Annotated in this window: 20 protein-coding genes; 14 read left to right on the top strand and 6 right to left on the bottom strand. The window is 62.4% G+C overall.

The window, feature by feature from the left end:
* Positions 1-54: 54 nt before the first annotated feature.
* Positions 55-2,901, bottom strand: a complete 2,847-nt coding sequence (gene rapA, locus C8K61_RS00075; RefSeq protein ID WP_108093979.1) for an RNA polymerase-associated protein RapA — start codon at positions 2,899-2,901, stop codon at positions 55-57.
* Between the two features lie 255 nt (positions 2,902-3,156).
* Here rapA and C8K61_RS00080 point away from each other — a divergent pair, with 255 nt between their 5' ends.
* The 7 genes from C8K61_RS00080 to C8K61_RS00100 all read left to right on the top strand — a co-directional run bounded on the left by C8K61_RS00080 (position 3,157) and on the right by C8K61_RS00100 (position 7,952).
* A complete protein-coding gene (locus C8K61_RS00080; RefSeq protein WP_108093981.1) occupies positions 3,157-3,456 on the top strand; it encodes an aspartate-semialdehyde dehydrogenase in 300 nt (99 codons plus the stop codon).
* Between the two features lie 11 nt (positions 3,457-3,467).
* A complete protein-coding gene (locus C8K61_RS00085) occupies positions 3,468-4,070 on the top strand; it encodes an alpha-ketoglutarate-dependent dioxygenase AlkB (RefSeq protein WP_108093983.1) in 603 nt (200 codons plus the stop codon).
* Entirely contained in the window at positions 4,067-4,231 is a 165-nt protein-coding gene (locus C8K61_RS26795) for a hypothetical protein (protein ID WP_178086396.1), read from the top strand. The genes C8K61_RS00085 and C8K61_RS26795 overlap by 4 nt, the downstream gene beginning before the upstream one ends.
* A 193-nt stretch (positions 4,232-4,424) precedes the next feature.
* The gene (gene ccoM, locus C8K61_RS27105) at positions 4,425-4,541 is read left to right on the top strand and encodes a cytochrome c oxidase subunit CcoM (protein WP_305889193.1); all 117 of its coding nucleotides are present in this window, start codon (positions 4,425-4,427) and stop codon (positions 4,539-4,541) included.
* A gap of 297 nt (positions 4,542-4,838) precedes the next feature.
* Complete coding sequence (locus C8K61_RS00090) at positions 4,839-6,872, top strand: FUSC family protein (protein ID WP_108093985.1); 2,034 nt, start codon at positions 4,839-4,841, stop codon at positions 6,870-6,872.
* Entirely contained in the window at positions 6,859-7,065 is a 207-nt protein-coding gene (locus tag C8K61_RS00095; RefSeq protein WP_108093986.1) for a DUF1656 domain-containing protein, read from the top strand. Before C8K61_RS00090 ends, C8K61_RS00095 begins: the two co-directional genes overlap by 14 nt.
* A gap of 20 nt (positions 7,066-7,085) precedes the next feature.
* Positions 7,086-7,952, top strand: coding sequence for an HlyD family secretion protein (locus tag C8K61_RS00100; protein WP_108093988.1), 867 nt, complete (start codon positions 7,086-7,088; stop codon positions 7,950-7,952).
* An 82-nt stretch (positions 7,953-8,034) separates the two neighbouring features.
* On the opposite strand, the gene C8K61_RS00105 is transcribed toward C8K61_RS00100, so the two are convergent.
* Together C8K61_RS00105 and C8K61_RS00110 are read right to left on the bottom strand one after the other, a co-directional pair.
* A complete protein-coding gene (locus tag C8K61_RS00105) occupies positions 8,035-8,505 on the bottom strand; it encodes a MaoC family dehydratase (protein WP_108093990.1) in 471 nt (156 codons plus the stop codon).
* Positions 8,502-9,461 carry an alpha/beta hydrolase gene (locus C8K61_RS00110; RefSeq protein ID WP_108093992.1) on the bottom strand — a complete coding sequence of 320 codons (960 nt, stop codon included), beginning with the start codon at positions 9,459-9,461 and terminating at the stop codon, positions 8,502-8,504. The genes C8K61_RS00105 and C8K61_RS00110 overlap by 4 nt, the downstream gene beginning before the upstream one ends.
* 274 nt (positions 9,462-9,735) lie before the next feature.
* On the opposite strand from C8K61_RS00110, the gene fadD2 reads away from it, so the two are divergent.
* Both fadD2 and fadD1 read left to right on the top strand, forming a co-directional pair.
* A complete protein-coding gene (fadD2, locus tag C8K61_RS00115; RefSeq protein WP_108093994.1) occupies positions 9,736-11,424 on the top strand; it encodes a long-chain-fatty-acid--CoA ligase FadD2 in 1,689 nt (562 codons plus the stop codon).
* A 241-nt stretch (positions 11,425-11,665) separates the two neighbouring features.
* Complete coding sequence (gene fadD1, locus C8K61_RS00120) at positions 11,666-13,354, top strand: long-chain-fatty-acid--CoA ligase FadD1 (RefSeq protein WP_108093996.1); 1,689 nt, start codon at positions 11,666-11,668, stop codon at positions 13,352-13,354.
* 114 nt (positions 13,355-13,468) lie between these two features.
* On the opposite strand, the gene C8K61_RS00125 is transcribed toward fadD1, so the two are convergent.
* Complete coding sequence (locus C8K61_RS00125; RefSeq protein ID WP_108093998.1) at positions 13,469-14,335, bottom strand: LysR substrate-binding domain-containing protein; 867 nt, start codon at positions 14,333-14,335, stop codon at positions 13,469-13,471.
* Positions 14,336-14,469: 134 nt separating this feature from the next.
* Between C8K61_RS00125 and C8K61_RS00130 the strand changes: the two genes are divergently transcribed.
* Genes C8K61_RS00130 through C8K61_RS00145 form a run of 4 tightly spaced genes read left to right on the top strand, consistent with a single transcriptional unit; the run spans position 14,470 to position 18,672 of the window.
* Positions 14,470-15,531: an agmatine/peptidylarginine deiminase gene (locus C8K61_RS00130; RefSeq protein ID WP_108094000.1), complete on the top strand. Its 1,062-nt coding sequence runs from the start codon at positions 14,470-14,472 to the stop codon at positions 15,529-15,531.
* Positions 15,528-16,436: an N-carbamoylputrescine amidase gene (gene aguB, locus C8K61_RS00135; protein ID WP_108094002.1), complete on the top strand. Its 909-nt coding sequence runs from the start codon at positions 15,528-15,530 to the stop codon at positions 16,434-16,436. Before C8K61_RS00130 ends, aguB begins: the two co-directional genes overlap by 4 nt.
* A 2-nt stretch (positions 16,437-16,438) precedes the next feature.
* Entirely contained in the window at positions 16,439-17,524 is a 1,086-nt protein-coding gene (locus tag C8K61_RS00140; RefSeq protein WP_108094003.1) for an extracellular solute-binding protein, read from the top strand.
* A gap of 17 nt (positions 17,525-17,541) precedes the next feature.
* The gene (locus C8K61_RS00145) at positions 17,542-18,672 is read left to right on the top strand and encodes an agmatine/peptidylarginine deiminase (RefSeq protein WP_108094005.1); all 1,131 of its coding nucleotides are present in this window, start codon (positions 17,542-17,544) and stop codon (positions 18,670-18,672) included.
* A gap of 96 nt (positions 18,673-18,768) precedes the next feature.
* Here C8K61_RS00145 and C8K61_RS00150 read toward each other — a convergent pair whose 3' ends face one another.
* Together C8K61_RS00150 and C8K61_RS00155 are read right to left on the bottom strand one after the other, a co-directional pair.
* A complete protein-coding gene (locus tag C8K61_RS00150) occupies positions 18,769-19,938 on the bottom strand; it encodes a PQQ-binding-like beta-propeller repeat protein (protein ID WP_158272488.1) in 1,170 nt (389 codons plus the stop codon).
* Between the two features lie 110 nt (positions 19,939-20,048).
* A complete protein-coding gene (locus tag C8K61_RS00155; RefSeq protein ID WP_108094009.1) occupies positions 20,049-20,483 on the bottom strand; it encodes a DUF2846 domain-containing protein in 435 nt (144 codons plus the stop codon).
* Positions 20,484-21,038: 555 nt separating this feature from the next.
* Here C8K61_RS00155 and hrpA point away from each other — a divergent pair.
* Complete coding sequence (gene hrpA, locus C8K61_RS00160; RefSeq protein WP_108094010.1) at positions 21,039-25,043, top strand: ATP-dependent RNA helicase HrpA; 4,005 nt, start codon at positions 21,039-21,041, stop codon at positions 25,041-25,043.
* The last annotated feature ends 65 nt before the right edge of the window (positions 25,044-25,108 follow it).

A 25,108-nucleotide genomic window follows, 5' to 3' on the forward strand; every position in this document is an offset into this window, starting at 1 on the left:
GGCAGCCCGAGGGCTGCCGTTTTTATTGGGCGTTAGCTTCGCCCGAGGCGCGGTTTAACCCGCCACCAATACCCGGATCGCTTCCAGCCGCAGGGCAGCTTTGTCCAGCATCGCCAGCCCTTGTTCCAACTGGCTTCGCAGGGTATCCAGCTCGCTGTCGCGCACGCTCGGGTTTACCGCCTGCAGGGCGGTCAGGCGCGCCAGCTCTTCCTGGGTGTCGGCGGCCAGACGGCGTTTGGCTTCGTCCACGCGTTCAACGTGGCGCGGGCTGATCTTGCCTTCGGCCGAGTTGATCTGCTGGTTGAGGGCGTCGCGCTGAGCCTGGACAAACTTGTTGGCGCTGGCGCGCGGCACGCTTTCCAACTGGTCGTTGAGCTTCTCGAACGAGACCTTGGCGGCCAGGTCGTTACCGTTGGCATCGAGCAGGCAACGCAGTGCCGCCGGTGGCAGGTAACGGCCCAACTGCAGGGCGCGCGGGGCGACCACTTCGCTGACATACAGCAGCTCGAGCAACACGGTGCCAGGTTTCAGCGCCTTGTTCTTGATCAGCGCCACGGCGGTGTTGCCCATCGAGCCGGAACGCACCAGGTCCATGCCGCCTTGCACCATCGGGTGTTCCCAGGTGAGGAACTGCATGTCCTCGCGCGACAGCGCCTGGTTACGGTCGTAGGTGATGGTCACGCCTTCGTCGTCGCCCAGCGGGAAGCTGGCATCCAGCATTTTTTCGCTGGGGCGCAGGACCAGGGCGTTTTCCGAGTGGTCTTCACTTTCGATACCGAAGGCGTCGAACAGCTCTTCCATATAGATCGGCAGGGCGAACTCGTCGTCTTGCTCATGGATCGCTTCGACCAGCGCCTGGCCTTCGCCCGAGCCGCTGGAATTGAGTTCGAGCAAGCGGTCGCGGCCGCTGTGCAGCTCACCTTCGAGGCGGATGCGCTCGGCCTTGGCTTCGTCCACCAGCAGTTGCCAGTCGCCATCGTCGGCGCTTTCCAGCATCGGCAGCAGGCGTGGGCCGAACTGCTGTTGCAGGGCGTTGCCAGTCGGGCAGGTGGCCTGGAAGGCGTTGAGAGCCTGGTGGTACCACTGGAACAGACGCTCTTGCGGAGTGTTTTCCAGGTACGGCACGTGCAATTGAATGGTGTGCTTCTGACCGATCCGGTCTAGACGGCCGATGCGCTGTTCCAGAAGGTCCGGGTGCGCCGGCAGATCGAACAGCACCAGGTGATGGGAGAACTGGAAGTTGCGACCTTCACTGCCGATCTCGGAACAGATCAGCACCTGCGCACCGAACTCTTCGTCGGCAAAATACGCTGCGGCGCGGTCGCGCTCGAGAATATTCATGCCTTCATGGAACACCGTGGCCGGAATGCCGGAGCGCACGCGCAGGGCGTCTTCCAGGTCCATGGCGGTTTCGGCGTGGGCGCAGATCACCAGCACCTTCACGCGCTTGAGCATTTTCAGGGTGTCGATCAGCCAGTCGACGCGCGGGTCGAACTTCCACCAGCGCTCTTCGTCGCCGGCTTCTGGCTGCGCCTGGAAGCTGACTTCCGGGTACAGGTCGGCGTGTTCGCCCACCGGTAGCTCCAGGTACAGGTCCGGGCACGCGAGCGGGTAGGGGTGCAGTTCGCGCTCAGGGAATCCCTGTACGGCGGCGCGGGTATTACGGAACAGCAGGCGGCCGGTGCCATGGCGGTCGAGCAGCTCGCGCACCAGACGGGCCGAGGCTTCGATATCGCCATCGGTGACGGCGGCGAGCAGGGCTTCGCCCTCGGCGCCGAGGAAGTTGTGGATGGTCTTGTGCGCTTCTGGCGACAGGCGACCCTGGTCCAGCAGCTCCTGCACCGCTTCGGCAATCGGCTTGTAGTTGGCACTTTCAGCGCGGAAGGCTTCCAGGTCATGGAAACGCGCCGGGTCGAGCAGGCGCAGACGGGCGAAGTGGCTGTCCTGGCCAAGCTGTTCCGGGGTGGCGGTCAGCAGCAGAACGCCGGGGATCACCTCGGCCAACTGCTCAACCAACTGGTATTGCGGGCTCGCTTGCTCGGGGTGCCAGACCAGGTGGTGCGCCTCGTCGACCACCAACAGGTCCCAGCCGGCGGCGAACAGGGCGTCTTGCGCCTTGTCGTCTTCACGCAGCCATTCCAGGGCGACCAGCGCCAACTGGCAATCTTCGAACGGGTTGCTGGCGTCGCTTTCGATAAAACGCTCGGCATCGAACAGCGCCACTTCCAGGTTGAAGCGCCGGCGCATTTCCACCAGCCATTGGTGCTGGAGGTTTTCTGGCACCAGGATCAGCACGCGGTTGGCGCGGCCCGACAACAGCTGGCGATGGATTACCAGGCCGGCTTCGATGGTCTTGCCCAGGCCCACTTCGTCCGCCAGCAGTACGCGTGGGGCGATGCGGTCGGCCACTTCGCGGGCAATGTGCAACTGGTGCGCAATCGGTTGCGCACGCACGCCGCCCAGGCCCCAGAGCGAGGACTGCAACTGGCGGCTGGTGTGTTCCAGGGTGTGGTAGCGCAGGGCGAACCAGGCCAACGGGTCGATCTGTCCGGCGAACAGGCGGTCGCTGGCCAGACGGAACTGAATGAAGTTGGACAGCTGGGTTTCCGGCAGTGTCACCGATTGGTGCTGCGCGTTGAGGCCGTGATAGACGAGCAGGCCGTCGACGTCGTCGACTTCCTGAACGGTCAGCTTCCAGCCTTCGAAATGGGTGATCTCATCGCCCGGCGAGAAACGCACGCGGGTCAGCGGTGCATTGCGGGTGGCGTATTGACGGGTTTCACCAGTGGCCGGGTAGAGCATGGTGAGCATGCGGCCATCCTGTACCAGGACCGTGCCCAAGCCCAACTCTGCTTCGCTGTCACTAATCCAGCGTTGCCCCGGTTCATACTGCTGCGCCATGCCTGTCTCCCGCGATGAAAAAGCCGGCTATGGTAACGGAACCCGGCGGCCCTGGCCAAAGGCGATGCACATCAATTGCTTACTGGCCTTTTGCCGTACTTGCCGTTGGCCGCGTCAAAAAGGGCCAAAAGGCATAGCTATATGCTAAAAGTGTAGCGATGCGCGGTTAAAGTCGTCGATTTCCTGGCCGACAGCCTGATCAAGGGTAGGTTTATTTACCCGCGTTTCACGTGTCGTCTTGAAGGATAGCTGCAGATGCTTCCACCCATTGCGCCGCACCTGGTCACGGTGCCCACACAGCAAGACCTGATCAAGCCGGTACCGGCGTTGCCAGTGGTTGCGCCTGTAGAAAGTACGCCGCAGGAAAACGACGTTTCTTTCGAAAAGCGCAACGAACAAGAGGCCGAGGAATTGCTATGGGAAGAACAGCGCCGACGCCGCCAGCGGCGTGGCTACAGCGCGGCGGAGTTGGCCGAAGGTGAAGTGGCCGAGGAAGATCAGGCGCTGATCGAGCAACTGCCACGCCAGGGGTTGTGGGTCGATGTAGAAGTGTAGAGCGAGTGGTTTTGGACCTTTTCGACACAGCCCCGATTTCCCTTCCCCATGCCAACCTGCACTACACCCCGCACTGGGTGGACGAGCGTACGGCGGACTGCTGGCTTGCCGAGCTTCTGGCCCAGACACCCTGGGAACAACCGCAGGTCTTCATTCATGGCCAACATTTCCCGGTACCGCGGTTGCTGGCCTGGTATGGCGACGCTGACGCCAGCTACCGCTATTCCGGCATGACCCACCAACCGTTGCCGTGGACACCGCTGCTGGCCGAGATCCGCCAACGCGTGCAAGCCGAAACCGGCGAGCGCTTCAACGGCCTGCTCATCAACCACTACCGCGACGGCCAGGACTCCATGGGCTGGCACAGCGATAACGAAGCGGTGCTCGGTGCCAACCCCACCGTGGTGTCGCTGAACCTCGGTGGCAGCCGACGCTTCGACCTGCGCCGGGTGGGCAGCAGTCGCATCGAACACTCGCTGGAGCTGGAACACGGTTCGCTACTGGTCATGGCCGGGCAGACGCAGCATTATTGGCAGCATCAGGTGGCCAAAACGCGCAAACCCTGCGCGCCGCGGTTGAACCTCACTTTCCGTCTTATTCGGTCCCAGCCATGAGCAACGACAGCAAGCTGATCGACTTCAGCGCCGAGCGCGACAAGCGTATTCACGACCTCAACGAGAAACGCTTGAACGAGGTGCGCCAGGCGTTTGAACAGGCGCTGCCGCTGAGTAAAGCTAAAAAGAAAAAACCCAAGAACAAACCAAAGAAGCCCTGATTCATCCCCCGCGTTGCTGCCGCCTGGCGGCAACCATTGTTTTTCTGCATAGGCTATCCGCCACAGCAATCGCCATTGACCCAGATCAAGCCCGCCAAGGCGGGCGATGCCTATCCTTTGCCCATCGCTTCAAGAACACAGCAACCCAGTGTTTCTCGAAGCCCGCGTGGTACGGACTGATCAGGAGGTCCCTATGTTTTTCGACGTTGCAGTATTCGCAGGTCTGGCGACAGTGGGCCTTATGTTCGCTTTCTTCGCTGGTATTGGTTGGTTTATCCGTAGCGACATCCGCAAGCATAAAGCGCAGTAGGCGGTCACTACGGTTTCACGGGCACGCAAGGCTTTTGGGCAACTTAGGTTGCCCATTTTTTTGCCTGCGATTTGAGTAAAGCCATGACGTGAACTGATGAAAGACGAGGTTCCTGTGGGAGAGGGGGCGGCCATCCGATTCAGCCTCGATGCTTTGGATTTTAAGAGCATCGAGGCTGAAGCCTCTCCCACAAGGATCGCTGTCTCTTGTGGGGGGGCTTTAGCCGCGACGCTTTTGTTCTGTTTTTCCCCCGCCCACCAGCTATCGTGCATAGGTGTTTCCTGACAGGTTCCTGCCGTGCGCACTTTGTTGCAGGCGTTTTTTACGCCTGATCTTCCTGCGGTCAAATTCGCGATAAAAACCCTGATAGGCGCCGGCCTGGCGTTGTGGTGCGCGATGCGTTTTGGCTTGGAACAGCCGCAGTGGGCGTTTATGACGGCGGTTATCGTCGCCCAACCGCTGTCGGGCATGGTGGTGCAGAAAGGCCTGGCACGGTTGTGCGGCACGCTGGTCGGCACGGTGATGTCGGTGGTGGTGATGGCCTTTTTCGCTCAGACCCCCTGGTTGTTTCTGCTGGTGCTGGCGACCTGGTTGGGCTTCTGTACCGCCGCGTCCACGCTGATGCGCAGCGCCTGGTCCTATGCCTTTGTATTGTCCGGCTACACGGTAGTGATCATCGCCTTGCCGGCCATCAGCAACCCCCTAAATGTGTTCGACCAGGCGGTGTCGCGCTGCACCGAAATCTCCCTGGGGATCGTCTGTGCCACCGTGATCAGCGCCTTGCTCTGGCCGCAGCGGGTCGAGCAACTGCTGGCCAAGCAGGCACGCGATGCCTGGCTGGCCGGTATCAATGCCTCGAAGGCAGCCTTGAGTGGTGAGCGCCAGGAACGCCAGGGCCTGCTCGGCGCGTTGGGGCGCATCGTCGCGGTGGATGCCCAGCGTGAGCATGCCTGGTTCGAAGGCGCCCGCGGCCGGCAGCGCGCGGTGGCCTTGCGGGTGCTGAGTCGCGACTTGCTCACTCAATTGCGCTTGGCCCGCGGTGTGGCGCGCCAGTGGCGGCAGCTGTCGGCGGCCGAGGCGCAGCAGGTGCAACCATGGCTGGAGGAGGTGCGCCACGCGCTGGACGATCCGCAGGTGCCGGTGCTGTTGAACCTGCGCGAACGTCTGTTGGCCGCTGTCGATGACCCGCAACTGCCCACCGTGCAGCAATATTGCCTGGGCCGCCTGGCCTTGCTGGTGCGCCAACTGCTGACCGCGCACGACACCCTCAATGCGGTGGAGCAGGGCGTGGCTCCGGCCGATGCGCCGCGCGCCATGTCCTGGCACCGCGATATCCAGATGGCCTCGCTGTATGGTTTTCGCAGCGGCGTGGCGTTCCTGCTGATTGCCGCGTTCTGGCTGGCCACCGGCTGGACCTCGGCGGCCGGTGGCCTGACCATGACCGCCGTACTCTGCAGCCTGTTCGCCAACCGCGAAAATGCTGCGCAGATTGGCCTGAGTTTTCTGCGCGGGGTGATCTATTCGCTGCCGGTGGCCTTTGTCGTCGGTCAGTTGCTGTTGCCGCAGCTCAGCGGCTTCCCGTTGCTGTGCCTGGCCATGGGCGTGCCGTTGTTCTTCGCGGCGCTGGGCATGACCAAACCGGCGATTGCCGGCACCTCAACCTCGTTCGCGCTGCAATTTATCGTGCTCTGCGCGCCGCAGAACCTGATGCGCTTTGACGTGTCTTCCTTCCTCAATCAGGCGGTGGCGATTGTGCTGGGCGTCGGTTTTGCCGTGCAGATCTTCCGCCTGATCGGTCTGCGTAACCCCGAGTGGCATGCCCAACGTTTGCTCCGCGCCATGCTGGTGGACCTCAGTCGCCTGCCGCAGCGGCCGCTGGCCGGCGCGGAAAACTGGTTTGGCGGGCGCATGGCCGACCGCCTGTTGCAGCTGGCGCGGCATTACCCGGTGCTGCCGGAACAATCGCGCAGCCGTTGGGACGATGGCATCAGCGGCCTTGACCTGGGCGATGAGTTGCTGCACCTGCGCCGCTGCCTGGCGGTCTCCACGTCGCCGCAATTGGCCGCCGCCGAGCAGCGTTTTATGCGCGCCCTGGAACCGGTGCTGCTGGAGGGGCCAGAAGCGCATTCAGTCACGGCACTCGACCAGCCTGTAACTGAGTTGCTGCGGGTGCTCAGCGAAGCCGGCGCCAGCATCGACCGGCGTCTGGCCCAAGCGGCCCTGCTGCAATTGCAGTTCAGCTGGCGTCAGTGGTGCGAACAATCGGAACTCAACCCTTATGTGCCACGTGAGGTGGCGCCGACTGCGGAGGCGGATCATGGGTTTGCGTGAATGGGCGCTGGGCGGCGTATTGCTCAGCCCGTTTCTGTTGTATGCGCTGCTGGCGCTGCTGTGCACCGGGCTGTTGCGCCTGGGTTTGCAGCGCGTCGGAGTGGCGCATTGGATCTGGCACGAGGCGTTGTTCGACACTGCTTTGTTTGTCTGTGTGCTGGCGGCCGTGGTGGCCGTCGCCAGTCGTTGGTAGCCCGAGAATAGGAGAGCTGTATGCGTTCAACCCTGCGGGTGGTGATTACCCTGTGTCTGGTCGCGGTGGCCATCTGGGCCGGCTACGACCTGTGGCGCTATTACATGCTGTCGCCATGGACCCGCGATGCGCGCATCCGTGCCGATGTTGTGGTGATCGCCCCGGATTTGTCCGGCTGGGTGGTCGACCTCAAGGTGCACGACAACCAGCAAGTGAAGGCCGGCGACCTGCTGCTCAGCCTCGACCGCCAACGCTATCAGGCCGCCCTGGACAAAGCCCAGGCCGTGGCCAACACCCGCCAGCAGCAACTGCGCCTGCGTGACCATGAAGCCCAGCGGCGTGCCAGCCTCGGTCCTCAGGCGATCAGCGCCGAGCTCAAGGAAAACGCGCAGATCACCGCCGACATCGCCCGCGGCTCGCTGAAAGAAGCCCAGGCCGATGTGGCCCTGGCCGAACTCAACCTGGCGCGCAGCGAAGTGCGTGCGCCGCGTACCGGGCAGATCACCAACCTGCGTCTGGCTCAGGGCAACTACGTGACGGCCGGGCAGCCGGTGATGGCGCTGGTGGATGAGCAGTCGTTCTACGTACAGGCGTATTTCGAGGAAACCAAGCTGCCGCGCATCCGTATCGGTGCGCCGGTCAAAGTCTGGCTGATGAGCGAGGGGCAGGCCCTGAGCGGGCAGATCGAAAGCGTCAGCCGCGGCATCACCGACCGCAATGCGATTCCGGATGCGCAACTGCTGGCCAACGTGGAACCGACCTTTAACTGGGTGCGCTTGGCGCAACGGATTCCGGTGCGGATCAAACTCGACCCGTTGCCGGCAGATGTGCAACTCAGCGCCGGGATGACGGCGAGTGTGCGGGTGAGTGAGGAGGGGGAAGAGTGAGTTCTCGTAGGAGCGGCTTCAGCCGCGATGCTTTTGATCGCTCAAGAGCATCGCGGTTGACTCCGCTCCTGCAGGACCGGAGTCAACCGATGGTAATCGCCGGCAATTCGGTGAGGGTCACGGTCTGCTGCGAGCGCGGCGCGAGGATTTCCGCTTCACCATCCACCACCAACTCATCGCGCTGGTTGAACACGCGAGTGGCGATGCGTACGCGGAATTTCGGCAGTTTTTCCAGAATCTCCAAACGCACGGTGAGGGTGTCGCCCAGTTTCACCGGCAGGGTGAAGCGCATGGTCTGGCCCAGGTAGATGGTTCCCGGCCCAGGCAACTCGCACGCCACTGCCGCGCTGATCAAGGCGCCGCTGAACATGCCGTGGGCGATGCGCTCTTTGAACATGGTGCCGGCGGCGTATTCGGCGTCCAGGTGCACCGGGTTGTGGTCACCGGAAACCGCCGCGAACAGCTGAATGTCGCGCTCGTCTACGGTCTTGCTGTAGCTAGCGGTCTGGCCGACTTCGAGGGCTTCGTAGGGGGTGTTGGACAGTTGGCTCATGCGGGCTCCTGAGTTTCTGAGTGGCTACGGCGGCTGTGGCTCAAAGCCTGGTCCAGCCAGCCGAGCAGGTCGGCCGTCACCTCGTCGCGGTTGGTCTCATTGAGCAACTCGTGGCGGGCGTCCGGGTAAATTTTCAGCAAGGCGTTCTTGTGCCCGGCTTCGCGCAGGGCGGCGGTCAGGTGTTCAAGACGCTTGCCCTCGCTGACCGGGTCACGGCTGCCGCCAATCACCAGCAGCGGCAGGTCGGCGTCGATCTGTTTGAGGTGGCTGACCGGGGTGATCTGCTGCAAACCGTTGAGCAGGTCGATCCACAACTGGTTGGTGCAGCGGAAACCACAGAGCGGGTCGTTGACGTACTTGTCGACTTCCAGCGGATCGCGGCTCAGCCAATCGAACGGTGTGCGGGTGGGCTTGAAGGCTTTGTTGAACGAGCCGAACGAGAGGAAGTCGAGCAGCGCGCTGCGGCCAGTAGCGCCCTGACGCCAGCGCTCGAAGCGAGCGATGGTTGCGGCGGCTTTATACAGGCCCACTGGCTGGTAGTTGGAGCCGGACAGAATCGCGCCTTGCACGCTGCAACTGTGGTGCATCAGGTAGGCCTGGCCGATGTAGCTGCCCATGCTGTGGCCGAGCAGAAAGATCGGCACATTGGGGTGCTGCTGGCGAATGTGGTGGTTGAGGTTGGCCAGGTCGCTGACCACCCGCTGCCAGCCGTTGTGCTCGGCGTACATGCCCTGCACCCCGCGCTGGGCGGTTTTGCCATGGCCGCGTTGGTCATGGGCATACAGTTCATAACCGGCTGCCACCAGCGCTTCGCCCAGACGGGCATACCGACCGCCGTGTTCGGCCATGCCGTGGGACACCATCACCACCGCCTTGGGCGCCTGCTCGGCGTACCAGCGGTTCACATACAGCGGGGCGGCGTCACTGGCCGTCAGCCAGAAATCATCGTGCAACATGGGCAGTCCTCGTTCCTTGTTCTGCCGGGTGGGTTCTGCAAAACGCCTGTGGCAACAAATTCACAACAGAGCGGCTTTGGCAGGTTGGGCATTGTAGAGCGAGCGTCGGACGTTGTCCCAGCCCGGCGTCGTTTAGTCTGCCGCTACGAGTTGAGCAAGATTCACGTAATAAATGACGCTGCCTTTGGTATTTGCGCTATGTGCCAGAGCTGCTAAGTTCCCGTCAGCCCCGAATGCGCGGGCCAGACACTCTCAGGTAACGAGGATAAAAATAATGCAACCTGATTTCTGGAGCGACAAACGCCCGGCCGGCGTCCCCAACGAGGTAGACCTGGCCGCCTTCAAGTCGGTAATCGAGGTGTTTGAGCGTTCCTGTAAGAAGTACGCCGACCGTCCGGCGTTCTCCAACATGGGCGTCACCCTGACTTACGCCGAGCTGGACCGCCTGTCCGCCGCGTTCTCCGGCTACCTGCAAAAACACACCGACCTCAAGCCTGGCGATCGCATCGCCGTGCAACTGCCCAACGTGCTGCACTATCCGATCGCCGTGTTTGGCGCGATGCGTGCCGGCCTGGTGGTGGTCAACACCAACCCGTTGTACACCGCGCGGGAAATGCGCCACCAGTTCAAAGACGCCGGCGTGCGTGCCCTGGTGTACCTGAACGTGTTCGGCAAGCTGGTGCAGGAAGTGCTGCCCGACACCGAAATCGAATACCTGATCGAAGCCAAGATGGGCGACCTGCAACCGGCCCTTAAAGGCTGGCTGATCAACGCCGTGGTCAAACACGTGAAGAAGGTCGTGCCCGAGTACCACCTGCCGCAAGCGGTCGGCTTCAAAGACGTGCTCAAACAAGGCCGTGGCCAGCCGCTGAAACCGGTGAAAGTCGGCCTCGACGACATCGCCGTGCTGCAATACACCGGCGGCACCACTGGCGTTGCCAAGGGCGCGATGCTCACCCACGGCAACCTGGTGGCCAACATGCAGCAGGTCGATGCCTGCCTGGCGCAGCACGGCCCGGACGGCCGGCCGCTGATGCAGCCTGGCCAGGAAGTGATGATCGCGCCGTTGCCGCTGTACCACATCTATGCGTTCACCGCGAACTGCATGTCGATGATGGTCAACGGCAACCACAACGTGCTGATCAGCAACCCGCGCGACATCGGTGCCTTTATTAAGGAACTGAAAAAGTGGCGCTTCTCCGCGCTGCTGGGGCTCAACACCTTGTTCGTGGCGCTGATGGAGCACCCCGAGTTCAAAGACGTCGACTTCTCCAACCTCAAGGTCACCAACTCCGGCGGTACCGCACTGGTGAAAGCCACGGCCGAACGCTGGAAGGCGATCACCGGTTGCACGGTGGTGGAAGGCTACGGCCTGACCGAAACCTCGCCGGTGGCCAGCACCAACCCCTATGGCGACAAAGCGCGCCTGGGCACCGTCGGTATTCCGGTACCGGGCACCGCCTTCAAAGTGGTCGATGACAATGGCGAGGAAGTGCCATTGGGCGAGCGCGGCGAGTTGTTGATCAAGGGTCCGCAAGTGATGAAAGGCTACTGGCAGCGCCCGGAAGCCACCGCTGAGGTGCTGGACGCCGAAGGCTGGTTGAAAACCGGCGACATCGCGGTAATCGACCCGGACGGTTTCACTCGTATCGTCGACCGCAAGAAAGACCTGATCATCGTCTCCGGCTTCAACGTTTACCCGAACGAAATCGAAGACGTGGTCATGGCTCACCCGAAAGTGGCGAGCTGCGCGGCCATCGGTGTGCCGGACGAGAAATCCGGCGAAGCGGTGAAGCTGTTTGTGGTGGCGCGCGAGGGCGGGGTAACCGCCGAAGAGCTCAAAGCCTACTGCAAGGAAAACTTCACCGGCTACAAGATTCCCAAACACATCGTGTTCCGCGAATCGCTGCCCATGACCCCGGTCGGCAAAATCCTCCGTCGCGAGTTGCGCGACATCGCCTGAAAACCTCGGGTTAAAGCCGCTGGTCGGCTTTAACCGGGTTTTGTTTCAAACGTGACCGAAAGCCTAGCTCTCGGTCATTTTTTTGACCGATAAGGCCATGTTTGGTGCTGGTCCCCCCACTTCAAAGCTGCTAATCTCGGCGCGCTTTTTGGCCTGCCAGCACGGCCAAAATGCGCGAAAATCACAAAAAACATCCGTCATTGCGCGGTGAAGATTAGCTGTTGCTTAGGAGTGGGCTTCCATGATCGAAAACTTCTGGAAGGATAAGTACCCTGTTGGGGTTGCTGCCGAAATCAACCCCGATCAGTACCCGAATATCCAAACGGTACTGAAACAGTCTTGCGAACGCTTCGCCAACAAGCTGGCCTTCAGCAACATGGGCAAGTCCCTCACCTACGGTGAGATGTACGAGTTGTCGGGTGCTTTTGCCGCTTACCTGCAACAACACACCGATCTGCAGCCGGGCGATCGCATCGCCGTGCAACTGCCGAACGTTCTGCAATACCCAGTGGTGGTCTTTGGCGCGATTCGCGCCGGCCTGGTGGTGGTCAACACCAACCCGCTGTACACCGCTCGCGAAATGGAACACCAATTCAACGACTCCGGTGCCAAGGCGCTTATCTGCCTGGCGAACATGGCGCACCTGGCTGAAGCCGTGCTGCCAAAAACCGGCGTCAAGCACGTGATCGTCACCGAAGTTGGCGACATGCTCTCGCCGCTCAAGCGCCTGCTGGTCAACAGCGTGGTCAAGTACGTGAAGAAGATGGTGCCGGCCTACAACCTGCCGCACGCCGTCAAACTCAACGATGCCCTGGCCAAAGGCCGTGGTCAGGCGGTGAACGAAGCCAGCCCGCAGAGCAGCGACATCGCTGTGCTGCAATACACCGGTGGCACCACCGGCGTGGCCAAAGGCGCGATGCTCACGCACCGCAACCTGATCGCCAACATGCTGCAAGTGAAGCAACTGATGGGCGCCAACCTCAATGAAGGTTGCGAGATCGTCATTGCTCCGCTGCCGCTGTACCACATCTATGCCTTCACCTTTCACTGCATGGCGATGATGTTGCTGGGCGGTCATAACGTGCTGATCACCAACCCGCGCGACTTGCCGACCATGGTCAACGACCTGTCGAAGTTCAAGTTCACCGGGTTTGTCGGCCTCAACACCTTGTTCGTTGCCCTGTGCCACAACGAAGGTTTCCGTCGCCTGGACTTCTCCTCGCTGAAACTCACCGTTTCCGGCGGCATGGCGCTGCAACAGGCCGCGGCCGAGCGTTGGAAAGAAGTCACCGGCTGCGCCATCTGCGAAGGCTTCGGCATGACCGAAACCAGCCCGGTGGCCACGGTCAACCCGTTCAACGCGATCCAGCTGGGCACCATCGGTATTCCGTTGCCCTCGACCCTGTGCAAAGTCATCGACGATGACGGCAAGGAACTGGAAATCGGCGCAGTCGGCGAGCTGTGCGTCAAAGGCCCACAGGTGATGAAAGGCTACTGGCAGCGCCAGGAAGCCACCGACGAAATCCTCGACAGCGAAGGCTGGTTGAAGACCGGCGACATCGGCCTGATCCAGGAAGATGGTTACCTGCGCATCGTCGACCGCAAGAAGGACATGATCCTGGTGTCCGGCTTCAACGTGTACCCCAACGAACTGGAAGACGTGCTCGCCACCCTGCCAGGCGTGATGCAGTGCGCGGCCATCGGTGTGCCGGACGAGAAGTCGGGCGAGGCGATCAAGATCTTCGTGGTCGTCAAGCCAGGTGCCAGTGTCACCAAGGAACAAGTCATGGAACACATGCGCGCCAACGTCACCGGTTACAAGGTGCCCAAAGCCGTCGAGTTCCGCGATGTGCTGCCGACCACCAACGTCGGCAAGATCCTGCGTCGTGAACTGCGTGACGAAGAGCTGAAGAAACTCGGCAAGAAGTGATGTTTGCCTGATCAAAAACGCCACCTTCGGGTGGCGTTTTTGTTGGTTTCTTTCGTTTCCAGGAATCGCGGCTGAAGCCGCTCCTACGGATCGCACAACCCTGTAGGAGCGGCTTCAGTCGCGATGCGGTTGATCTTTCAGGCGAGCTACCAACCACTCACTGAAGCTTCGGGTCAGCGGACTATTCTCGCTATCGCGATGAATCAACCACGCCCAGTTCGGCCCGCGAATACTGCGTTCCACCAGCGGCCGCAGCTGCCCGTTGTCCAGCGCCGGCTGCGCCAACAGTTGGCTGACCAGGGCAATCCCCAACCCATTACACGCTGCATCCAGCAGCAACCCCGGGTCAGAAAAATTCAGCCCATGGCTCTGCTGCCCAAGGTTTTCGCCGTCTTCCACCTGCCAGTGGCTCCAATCCATTTCCCGCTCGCCGTGCAGGGTGCTGCGCTCGGCCGCCTGGAACAGGGCAGGGCTGCATACGGGGTAGAGACGGTCGTTGTGCAGCACCCGAAACGCACATTCAGCCTGGGCGCTGATGTCGTCGCGCACGGCGAGGTCGATGGTCTGGGTGGTCATGTCCGGCGCTTCATCGGTGGTGAATAACCACAGATCCACTTCCGGGTGCTGCTGACGAAAATCAGCCAGGCGCGGCAACAACCAATGCCGCGCAAACGCCGGCGTGGTGTTGACCACCAACTGATTGGGCTTGCGGTACTGCTCCAGGCGGCGGATGCCGACGGCCAGTTGCTGCAGCATCGACTGCGTGGTGCTGAGCAAATCATGCCCGGCATCGGTGAGCGCCACGCTGCGGCCATTGCGGAAAAACAGCGGCTGCTCAAGGAAGCTTTCCAGGCTGCGGATCTGCTGACTGATCGCCGATTGGGTGAGGTGCAGCTCATCCGCGGCCTTGTGAAAACTGCCCAGGCGGGCGGCGGCTTCAAAGCCTCGCAAGGCGTTCAGTGGCGGCCAGTGTTTAAGCATTATCGATAAGCCCTGCTAATCATAAGTGCGCAAAATCTATCGTTTGTTGTCGCTTTTTCACAAGCCTAGCATGCATGCCATCCCCGTTATCGCGGGATTCAGTGATTACAAATACTTAACTGAAGAGGCAGGTTATGCACAGCAGCGACGCACAACAAACAGGTTGGTTCATGCCGGCGGAGTGGGCACCCCATGCCGCCACCTGGATGGTCTGGCCGCACAACAAGGCGCTGTGGGAAGCGGGCTGGCAGGTCAGCCTGGAACAGGTGCAAAGCGATTTCGCCGGGGTGGCCAACGCCATCGCGCGTTTCGAACCGGTGAAGATGGTGGTCGACCCCTCGGCCCTGCAAAGTGCCCGTGTGCTGTGCGGCCCGGACGTCGAGTTGATCCCGCAGGTTGTCAACGACAGCTGGTTCCGCGACTCCGGCCCGAGCTTCGTTTGCCACTCGACCCTGGGCCTGGCCGGGGTCAGCTGGCGCTTCAATTCCTGGGGCGGCAAGTCGGCCCATGACCTTGATGAAAGTGTCGCCCGCCGGGTGCTTAACGGCCTCGGCCTGGACTGCTTCGGCACGCCGCTCTCCAACGAAGGCGGGGCCATTCATGTCGACGGCGACGGCACCCTGATCACCACCGAATCGGTGCTGCTCAATCCCAACCGTAATCCGGGTGCGACCAAGCAAGACATCGAAGAGGTGTTTACCCGTCTGCTTGGCGTGCGCAAAGTCATCTGGCTGCCGGGCGACCCCGACTACGTCACTGGCGACATGACCGACGGCCACGTCGATGGCGTCTGCGCCTTCGCCAAACCCGGCGCGCTGCTGCTCGACGCCACTCGCGACAGCAGCTCGACCTACGCCAAAGTCGCCAAGGAAAACCGCCGCGCCCTGGAGCTGGCCACCGATGCCCGCGGCCGCCAGTTCGAGCTGCTGGAGCTGTTCGAAGCGAGCGAGGCGGTCGACCCCAATGCCGAGGTGTTCTGCGCCTCGTACACCAACTTCTACCTGGCCAATGGCGCGGTGATCATGCCGGCCTACGGCATCGAGGCCGACCAGGTCGCTGCCGCAACCCTGGCGCTGGCCTTCCCCGGCCGCGAGGTGGTGCCGGTGCGCATCAACCACCTGGCCCATGGCGGTGGCGGCGTGCACTGCATCACCCAACAGCAGCCGGCATGGCCGCTCAAAGGCGCCAAGGCATGAGCCTGGTCACCGTCGCCACCACGCAAATGGCCTGCAGCTGGGACCTGCAGGCCAACCTCGAGCAGGCGGAGCAACTGGTGCGTGAGGCTGCGGCTGCAGGTGCGCAAGTGATCCTGCTGCAAGAGCTGTTCGCCACTCCGTACTTCTGCATCGAGCAGCAGCATCGGCACCTGGAACTGGCCGAAGCCTATGGCACCAGTCGCCTGCTGACCCGCTTCGCTGCGTTGGCCAAAGAGCTCGGCGTGGTGCTGCCGATCAGCTGGTTCGAAAAGGCCGGCAATGCCTATTTCAATTCGCTGGCCATGGCCGACGCCGATGGCCGTTTGCTCGGGGTGTACCGCAAAACCCATATCCCCAACGCCGTCGGTTATCAGGAGAAGGAGTACTTCAGCCCCGGCGACACCGGTTTCCGCGTCTGGGACACCGCCTTCGCCCGACTCGGCGTGGCCATCTGCTGGGACCAGTGGTTCCCGGAAACCGCGCGCTGCCTGGCCCTGCAGGGCGCCGAGCTGTTGTTGTTTCCCACCGCCATCGGCTCGGAGCCGGGCGCCAGCGCGCTGGATTCCCGTGACCACTGGCAACTGACCATGCGCGGCCATGCCGCCGCCAACATCCTGCCGGTGCTGGCCGCCAACCGTATCGGCACGGAAGTGGCGCAAAGCGATGCGGCGCTGCGCATGACCTTCTACGGCTCGTCGTTCATCACCGACCACAAAGGCCAACTGCTGCGCGAAGCCGGGCGCGACGAACAGGCGGTGCTGCTGCAAGCGCTGGACCTCGCCGCCATGGCCGAAGAGCGCCGCACCTGGGGCATCTACCGCGACCGTCGGCCGGACATGTACGGCGCGCTGCTCAGCCTCGATGGCCGCCACCTTCACCCACGCTGGACCCCACAAGGAAACTGATCATGCCGAGTCGTCATGTGGTGCTGTGCCTTGCCCTGTGTCTGTCTGTGGCCACGGCCCAGGCCGACGAGAAAACCCTGCGCCTGTTCAACTGGGCCGACTACTTTGCCGAAGACACCCTGAAAGCCTTCACCGCCGAAACAGGGATTCAGGTGGTGTACGACCAGATGGACAGCAGCGAGGTGCTGGAAGCCAAGCTGATGGCCGGCCACAGCGGTTATGACCTGGTGTTCCCCGGCGACACCGTGGCCGAGCGGCTGATGCGCGCCGGCAGCTTGCAGGCCCTGGATAAAAGCAAAATCGTCGCCCTGGCTGACATCGAACCCGGAGTGCAGACACTGCACGAGCAGTATCCGCGCGCCAAAGATGCCACCGTGCCCTACACCTGGGGCACCATCGGCCTGACCTACAACGCGGCGATGATCGAAAAACTCCTGCCCGGCGCGCCGGTCAACAGCCTCGACATGCTGTTCAAGCCGGAGCTGGCCGCCAGGTTCGCCGACTGCGGCATCTCGTTGATCGACTCGCCGGATGAAGTGCTCGCCGTGGTCCTCCATTACCTCGGCCGCGAGCCACGCAGCGGCAAGGCCGAAGACCTGCAAGCGGCCACCGAGCTGCTGCTGAAACTGCGCCCCTACATTCGCAAGTTCCAGTCGCAGCCGGTCACCGATCTGGTCAACGGCGACCTGTGCCTGGCCCTGGGCTACAGCGGCGACGTGATCCAGGCTCAGCGAACCGCCGCAGCCGCGGGCAAGAGCGCGGACTTCCAATACCGCGTGCCGCGCGAGGGCACCACTATCTGGATGGACACCATGGCCATCCCGGTGGACGCCATCCACCCCGAGTACGCCTACGCCTTTATCAACTTCGTGATGCGCCCGGCCAACATGGCGGCGATCAGCAATTTCACCGGCTACCCCACCTCCAACGCCAAGGCCCGACCGCTGGTGCAAGCGCAACTGCGCGACAACCCGGACATCTACCTGCAACCCGCCACCTACAAGCGGCTGATTGCCGGCAAGGACATTCCACAAAAAGACATGCGCGCCCGTATGCGTGCCTGGACCCAATTCAAAACCGCGCGTTAGGCGCAGGGAGCAGCGTTATGGCTACACGTCGTGACTTCATCAAACAGCTGAGCACAGTTGCCGGGCTTGGTATCGCCAGCTCCTTGGGCCTGAGTTTTCGTGCCACCCCGGTGCAGGCCGCGCCGGGCCTAGGTGATGACTGGTATGTGCAGGAAGAAAGCCTGCCGCAGTTGCGCGCCTTCGTTGCATTTGGCGCGCAGCCGGCGATCTGGGATGACTGGACGGCCGATGTGCAGGACTGTATCGCCCGCATCGCCAAAGCCATCGCCCAGTTCCAGCCGGTGACCGTACTGTGTCGCAGCAACGAACTGGCACTGGCCAAACGTAAATGTGGCACCACTAATATGCGTTTTCTGACCACGCCATTGGACGACGTCTGGATCCGCGACAGCGGCGCCAACTTTGCCGTTGACGAGCAAGGCGGCCTGTACGCCATCGATTTCAACTTCAGCGGCTGGGGCGGCAAACAGCAGCACGCCAACGATGCTCAGGTGGCCTCACTGATGAGCAGCGACGCCAAGGCCACTTACATCCGCAGCCAGCTCACCGGCGAGGGTGGCGGTATTGAAGTGGACGGCAACGGCACGGCGATCATGACGGAGAGCTGCTGGGTCAACAGCAACCGCAACCCCGGCTGGAGCAAGGCCCAGGTCGATGCCGAACTGAAAGCCATGCTCGGCCTGCGCAAGATCATCTGGCTGCCGGGCATCAAGGGCAAAGACATCACCGACGCCCACGTCGACTTCTATGCGCGCTTCGTCAAACCCGGGGTGGTTATCGCCAACCTCGACAACGACCCGGCCTCCTACGACTACGCCGTCACCCGCACCCACCTGGAGATTCTGAAAACCGCCACCGACGCCGACGGCAAGCGCTTGCAGATTCACACCCTGTCGCCGCCGCGCACCTTGCGCAGCAACAAATTCACCCGAGACAACCCCGACTTCGCCCCGGGCTACATCAACTACTTCCCGGTCAACGGCGGCATCATCGCCCCGCAATTCGGCGATGCCAGCGCGGACGCGGCCAGTAAGGCGCTTCTGGAAAAACTCTATCCGGGACGCAAGGTGGTGCAGTTGAACATCGACGCCGTGGCGGCAGGGGGAGGGGGGATTCACTGCGTGACGCAGCAGCAACCGCGGGTGTAGTGGGCCGGGCGATAGCTCTTGTAGGGTGTGCTACGCGCACCAAGCGATTGCCCTGCGAACGCTATGGTGCGCGTAGCACACCCTACAAAGAGCGCGTTATCGCGCCAACATCAGCACCGTGCCCCAGCCATAGAGCAGGGTGTTCTGTTCACTGCGGGAGACGCTGAAGGTCATGCGCGGGATATGCAACGTGCCGGTGAGTTCGCCGGTTTGGTTGTCGACGATGCGCAAGAGACTGTTGTCGAAATCGATCGCCAGCAAGCGAGTGCCGTTGATTTGCAGGGCGTTGATGCCGGGGTGGCCGAGGGCGGTGGAGGTCCACCGCACGTTGCCGGTAAGCGGGTCGATGGCCTCAAGCTTGCCGCCCGTTTCGCGGTAGTTGAACACCATCGGGCCGTAGGGTTCGAGGGTGATATTGGCATTCTCGTCGTAGTGGTAAGTGGCGAGCGTGCTGCCGGTTTTTACGTCGAGGGTGAGAATCTGCGAGCCGAGGCGGTCCTGGTAAAACACCCCGGCGCCGACCGTCAGCTCGCCACTGTCGCCCAGTTGCTGCTGCCAGCGTTGTGCGCCGTTGGCCACTTCGTAGGCGTGCACCACGTAATGGCGGTCGGTGAGCAGCAGGGTGTTCTGGTAAAGCTGCAAGGTGTACAGCTCGTAGCTCGGCGGGGTGATGCGCCAGCGCTCGACCAGGGTGCGGGTGTCGAGGGCCACCAGGTCTTGATAGTTGTCGATAAACACCAGCAGATCACCGGCCACCAGCAAGTCGGTGGCGGTGTCGGGTTGTTCGTGCACACTCACCAGCGCGCCGCTGGCGCGGTCGTGGGAGCGGATACGGTGGTCGAAGGCGCTGATGGTCAGGATGCGGTCGTTGGCCACCAGCACCTGGGTAATCGGATCGCCGCCTGCATGGCTCCACAGGGCTTTGCCGGTGCTGAGGTCCACTGCATAGAGAAAGCCATTGCCGCTGATGAAGTAGCCAGTCTGGCCTTCGCTGGCGCGCAGGATCAGGGCATCGGTCTGGTCGCTGAAGGCCCAGTTCAGCCAAGTGGGTGTGGGCTGCAGCGCGTTCACTGTGAGACGAGACAGCAGGGTGACGCTGCTGGCCGGGGCGCCTTCGACGTTGTCATTTTCGTGTGGGTCGGCAGGCGCTGTGCAGGCTTTTTCCTGCGCCGTTACCTGCCCACTATCTCTACCGCACAGATACACCTCGGGTTGGCCACAGCCGGCCAGCAGAGCGAAGGTGAAAGCTAACCAGCCGATGCGCATCCCTGTGTTCCCTGGGTAAAAACCCATCCTGTGGGCGATGGCGGATTGTAAGCGTCAGCGCCATAAAAAACGCCACCCGCAGGTGGCGTTTTTTAGTGCATGGGAACGACTTAACGGCTGGCCGCCAGCGAGGTTTCGCCTACGCCGCTTTTGCCTTGGGTTTCGCTGACTTCATGGAGCTTGGTGCGGGCCGAGATCATGCCCATTTTCACTTCTTGCCAGATGTAAACCAGGCTGCCGGGCTGTACGTCTACATCCAGGGTGTCGGTGTTTTCGGCGCTGGAGGTGACGGTGTGTTTGCCTGGCGTGACTTGTTTGTAGAGGTAGGTGTTGGCGCCGGTCTGGCCTACAGCCTGGCCGTCAATGGCGACGTCCATGGTCACCGCAGCACCCATGCTTTCGTTGCGGTAGATATAAATACCGGCTTGGTCAGGAGCGACCTGGAAGGTTTTCAGCGCGGCGTCTTGTGCCGGGTCGCCTTTGGGAACGGAGGCGCAACCAGACAGAACGGCCAGAGCGAGTGCAGCGACTGCGAGCTTCTTCATCGGATTTCCTTATCGTTTTTTAGTGTTGTTGGCGTAGCCGCAAAGGGGCGTGAGCGGGTAGCTGTCGGCGTCCTTGCAGCTGTGGGTGACGGTACAAGATTGGTACGTGAGTCCACAAGATAGAGTTGCTGTTGTGGGGCCGGAGGGATCACCGTTTGCAGGAATCGAGGCTGATCTGGAACTTGATCTGGAACTTGATCTTGATCCATCCGCCCCGTTGGCGCAGGCCGAGTGGAGTCGTTGCGTAAGGGGTTGAGCGGCCGGGAGTCGCGAAAGGCGTGATGGGCCAAGGATGGCCCGTCTCGCCGGCCCCTGGAGCAACGACGGAGCGAGGGAAGTCGCAGCGCAGCGGAGACCCAAGGTTGGGCTAGACCTTTTGAGTACTTTTTCGGCGACTGGAAAAAGAAACACGCGCGTAAGGCGCGAAACAAAACGCCCCGCCCACGCAATTCAGAAGAATTGCGATACGCATGGCCCGCGCGCGCCGCCCCGCCTAGCGCCGCGAAAATCTGCGACAATCCGCCCCCGCCTTTTTTGATTGTTGCCCACCCGCCAATGACCGACGCCACGCCCACCTCCGATGCCTTGCTGAAAAACCTCGACCAGGCCCTGGTCGCCGACCGCCATCGTCTGCGCCGTCAGCTGCACGAGCTGAAAAAGGCCGGGCATGCCGATGAGGCCAAGCTGGCGCAATGGCTGGAGCGCTTCCAGCAGAGCTGCGCCAAGGTCGAGGCGCGGCGCCTGAGCGTGCCGCTGATGCGTTATGACGACAGTCTGCCGATCGCTGCCAAGCGCGATGAAATCAAGGCGGCGCTGGCCAAGCATCAGGTGCTGATCATTGCCGGTGAAACCGGCTCGGGGAAAACCACCCAGTTGCCGAAGATCTGCCTGGAAATCGGCCGCGGTCTGCACGGGTTGATCGGCCACACCCAGCCACGGCGCTTGGCGGCGCGCAGTGTGGCGACGCGGGTGGCGGAAGAGATCGGTACCCCGCTGGGCGAGCTGGTCGGTTACCAGGTGCGTTTTGAAGACCAGAGCAAAGACAGCTCGCTGATAAAGCTGATGACCGACGGCATTCTGCTGGCCGAAACCCAGCACGACCGTTATCTGGAAAAGTACGACACGCTGATCGTCGACGAGGCCCACGAGCGCAGCCTGAATATCGACTTCCTCCTCGGCTACCTGAAAACCCTGTTGCCGCGTCGCCCCGACCTGAAGGTGATCATCACCTCGGCGACCATCGACCTCGAGCGCTTTTCCAAGCACTTCGATGGCGCGCCGATTGTGGAAGTGTCGGGGCGTACCTTCCCGGTGGAGACCTGGTACCGGCCGCTGGTGTCGGAGGTGGACGAGGAGGGGGAGAGCCTGGTGGATGACCTCAGCGTCGACCAGGGCATTCTCGCCACGCTGGATGAGATCGAAGCGTTCGAGCGCAGCGAAGGCAAACGCCCGGGTGATGTGTTGGTGTTCCTGCCGGGCGAACGCGAGATTCGCGACTGCGCCGATATGCTGCGCAAGGCCAACCTGCGTTTTACCGAGGTGTTGCCGCTGTATGCGCGGCTGACGCCCAGCGAGCAGCAGAAGATTTTCGCGCCGATGGCTGGGCGCAAGATTGTGCTGGCCACTAACGTCGCGGAAACCTCGCTGACGGTGCCGGGCATCCGTTATGTGATCGACAGCGGCACCGCGCGCATCAGCCGCTACAGCTATCGCGCCAAGGTGCAGCGCCTGCCTATCGAGGCGGTGTCGCAGGCCAGCGCCAACCAGCGTAAAGGCCGTTGCGGGCGGGTTGAGCCGGGCATTTGCGTGCGTCTGTACAGCGAAGAAGACTTCCTCGCTCGCCCGGCGTTTACCGACCCGGAAATTCTGCGCACCAACCTGGCGGCGGTGATTTTGCAGATGCTCCATCTGCGCCTCGGTGAGATCGATGCCTTCCCCTTTATCGAGCCGCCGGATGGCAAGGCCATCAGTGACGGTTTTAACCTGCTGCAGGAGCTTTCGGCGGTTAATCGCGAAAGCCAGCTGACGCCGATTGGCCGGCAACTGGCGCGCCTGCCCATCGACCCTCGGCTGGGCCGCATGGTGCTGGAAGCGGCCAAGCTCGGCAGCCTGGACGAGATTCTGATCGTCGCCAGCGCCCTCTCGGTGCAAGACCCGCGCGAGCGACCGATGGATCGCCAGCAGGCGGCTGACCAGGCGCATGCGCAGTGGAAGGATGTGGACTCGGACTTCGCCGCGCTGATCAACCTGTGGCGTGGCTTCGAAGAAAAACGCCAGGAGCTGGGCTCCAACCCGCTGCGTAACTGGTGCCGGAAAAACTTCCTCAACTACCTGCGCCTGCGCGAATGGCGCGATGCCCACCGCCAGTTGGTGTTGATTACCCGCGAGCTGAAACTCAGCCCTGAGCGCAAAGCCGAAAACGTGGCCGAGCCAACGCGCAATGCCACGGCCGCCGCGCAGCCCGCGAAGAACGTCGAAGCCCTGGAAGCTGCCCAACGCGCCAAGGATTACGCTGCCGTGCACAAGGCGATCTTGTGCGGCCTGCTCAGCCAGATCGGGCAGAAGACCGAAGACGGCGACTACCTCGGCGCCCGTCAGCGGCGTTTCTGGATTCACCCCTCCAGCGTCATCGGCCGCAAAAAGCCGCAGTGGGTGATGGCCGCCGAGCTGATGGAAACCACCAAGCTGTTTGCCCGCCAGGTGGCCAAAATCGAGCCGGACTGGATCGAGCCGCTGGCCGGCCACCTGATCAAGAAAAACCACTTCGAACCGCACTGGGAGAAGAAGCGCGGGCAAGTGGTGGCCTTCGAGCAGATCACCCTGTACGGGATGATCGTGGTCGGCCGGCGGCCGGTGCATTTCGGCCCCATTGAGCCTGCAGTGTCGCGCGAGCTGTTTATCCGTGAAGGCCTGGTGCGCGGCGAAATCCAGTCGCGGGCCAAATGCCTGTCGGCTAATCAACAGCTGCTGGAGCTGTTCGACGAGCTGGAAGCCAAGGCCCGCCGCCGCGACATTCTGGCCGACGAAGAAACCCTGTTCGGTTTCTACGATGCGCGCTTGCCGGCGGACATCTACCAGACCGCCAGCTTCGACAGCTGGTACAAAACCGAGAGCGCGAAGAACCCGCAGCTGCTGATCATGCGTGAGGAAGACATCCTCGCCCGTGACGCCACGGAAGTGACCAAAGCGCAGTACCCGGACCAACTGCAGCTGGGCGATCTGCGCCTGCCCCTGACCTATCACTTCGAGCCCAACCACCCGCGCGATGGTGTGACCTTGCGGGTGCCGGCGCCGCTGCTGCCGCAGATTCCTGCCGAGCGTTTGCAATGGCTGGTGCCGGGTTTGCTGGAGGCCAAGTGCATTGCCCTGGTGCGCGAGTTGCCCAAGGCCCTGCGCAAGAACTTCGTGCCGGTGCCGGACTTCGTCAAAGCCGCGCTGGCGCGGATCACCTTCGGCCAGGGTTCGCTGGTGCAGGCCCTGGGTGGCGAGTTGCAGCGCATGACCGGCGTGCGGGTGTCCGAAGAGGCCTGGGCCGAGGCTGAGCAGCAACTGGAAAACCACCTGAAGATGAACCTGGAAGTGGTCGACGCCCAGGGCAAGTTGCTCGGCGAAGGCCGCGACCTGGCCGAGCAGACCGCACGTTTTGCCGAAGCCAGCCAGGCCGCCTTGGCCATGGTGAAAACCGACAAGCAACAGAAGCCGGTGGAGGCCAAGGTGTTCGCGCCGGTGGCGCAGACCACGCAACAGAACATCGCTGGCCTGTCGATGACGGTGTACCCGGCGCTGGTGGAAGAGGGTGGCACCGTCAAGGAAGGCCGCTTCGCCACCGCCGCCGAAGCCGAATTCCAGCACCGTCGCGCCTTGCAGCGTTTGCTCCTGCAACAGCTCAACGAGCCGGCCAAGTTCCTGCGCGGCAAACTGCCGGGCCTGACTGATCTCGGCCTGCTGCACCGCGACCTCGGTCGGGTGGAAGCGCTGGTGGAAGACATTCTGCTGGCCAGCCTCGACAGCTGCATTCTGGAAGGCGAAGAGCCGCTGCCGCGCGATGGTGTCGGCCTGCTGGCCCTGGCCGAGAAAAAGCGCGGCGCCTGGACCGAACACGCCGAACGCCTGGCGCGCCTGACCCTGGAAATTCTCAAGCTCTGGCACGGCCTGCAAAAACGCTTCAAGGGCAAGATCGACCTGGCCCAGGCCGTGGCCCTCAACGATATCAAGGCGCAGCTGGGCAACCTGGTCTACCCGGGCTTTGTGCGCGAAACCCCGGCCGAATGGCTGAAGGAAGTGCCGCGTTACCTGAAAGCCATCGAGCAGCGTTTCGACAAGCTGGGTTCGCAGTTGCAGAAAGATCGGGTATGGAGTGGTGAGCTGGCCGGGCTCTGGGCGCAATACAAAGCCCGCGCGGACAAACATGCCCAGGAAGGCAAACGCGATCCGCAGCTGGTGCTGTATCGCTGGATGCTGGAGGAATACCGGGTGTCGCTGTTCGCGCAGCAACTGGGGACCAAAATGGCGGTCTCCGATAAGCGCTTGAACAAGCAGTGGAGTGCGGTGGAGGGGTAGAGCGGCGTTGCTGCTGGCCCCCTCTCCCTAGCCCTCTCCCCGAGGGGCGAGGGGACTGATCGGCG

Origin of the sequence: Pseudomonas sp. GV071, from assembly GCF_003050835.1 — a bacterium.
Taxonomy (GTDB): domain Bacteria; phylum Pseudomonadota; class Gammaproteobacteria; order Pseudomonadales; family Pseudomonadaceae; genus Aquipseudomonas.

Coding starts and splice junctions, on each gene's coding strand:
- C8K61_RS00145 (WP_108094005.1), top strand. CDS start 17,542: ATGGCTACACGTCGTGACTTCATCAAACAGCTGAGCACAGTTGCCGGG.
- C8K61_RS00130 (WP_108094000.1), top strand. CDS start 14,470: ATGCACAGCAGCGACGCACAACAAACAGGTTGGTTCATGCCGGCGGAG.
- C8K61_RS26795 (WP_178086396.1), top strand. CDS start 4,067: ATGAGCAACGACAGCAAGCTGATCGACTTCAGCGCCGAGCGCGACAAG.
- C8K61_RS00095 (WP_108093986.1), top strand. CDS start 6,859: ATGGGTTTGCGTGAATGGGCGCTGGGCGGCGTATTGCTCAGCCCGTTT.
- C8K61_RS00155 (WP_108094009.1), bottom strand. CDS start 20,483: ATGAAGAAGCTCGCAGTCGCTGCACTCGCTCTGGCCGTTCTGTCTGGT.
- C8K61_RS00140 (WP_108094003.1), top strand. CDS start 16,439: ATGCCGAGTCGTCATGTGGTGCTGTGCCTTGCCCTGTGTCTGTCTGTG.
- C8K61_RS00105 (WP_108093990.1), bottom strand. CDS start 8,505: ATGAGCCAACTGTCCAACACCCCCTACGAAGCCCTCGAAGTCGGCCAG.
- fadD2 (WP_108093994.1), top strand. CDS start 9,736: ATGCAACCTGATTTCTGGAGCGACAAACGCCCGGCCGGCGTCCCCAAC.
- fadD1 (WP_108093996.1), top strand. CDS start 11,666: ATGATCGAAAACTTCTGGAAGGATAAGTACCCTGTTGGGGTTGCTGCC.
- C8K61_RS00125 (WP_108093998.1), bottom strand. CDS start 14,335: ATGCTTAAACACTGGCCGCCACTGAACGCCTTGCGAGGCTTTGAAGCC.
- aguB (WP_108094002.1), top strand. CDS start 15,528: ATGAGCCTGGTCACCGTCGCCACCACGCAAATGGCCTGCAGCTGGGAC.
- hrpA (WP_108094010.1), top strand. CDS start 21,039: ATGACCGACGCCACGCCCACCTCCGATGCCTTGCTGAAAAACCTCGAC.
- C8K61_RS00150 (WP_158272488.1), bottom strand. CDS start 19,938: ATGCGCATCGGCTGGTTAGCTTTCACCTTCGCTCTGCTGGCCGGCTGT.
- C8K61_RS00100 (WP_108093988.1), top strand. CDS start 7,086: ATGCGTTCAACCCTGCGGGTGGTGATTACCCTGTGTCTGGTCGCGGTG.
- C8K61_RS00080 (WP_108093981.1), top strand. CDS start 3,157: ATGCTTCCACCCATTGCGCCGCACCTGGTCACGGTGCCCACACAGCAA.
- rapA (WP_108093979.1), bottom strand. CDS start 2,901: ATGGCGCAGCAGTATGAACCGGGGCAACGCTGGATTAGTGACAGCGAA.
- ccoM (WP_305889193.1), top strand. CDS start 4,425: ATGTTTTTCGACGTTGCAGTATTCGCAGGTCTGGCGACAGTGGGCCTT.
- C8K61_RS00110 (WP_108093992.1), bottom strand. CDS start 9,461: ATGTTGCACGATGATTTCTGGCTGACGGCCAGTGACGCCGCCCCGCTG.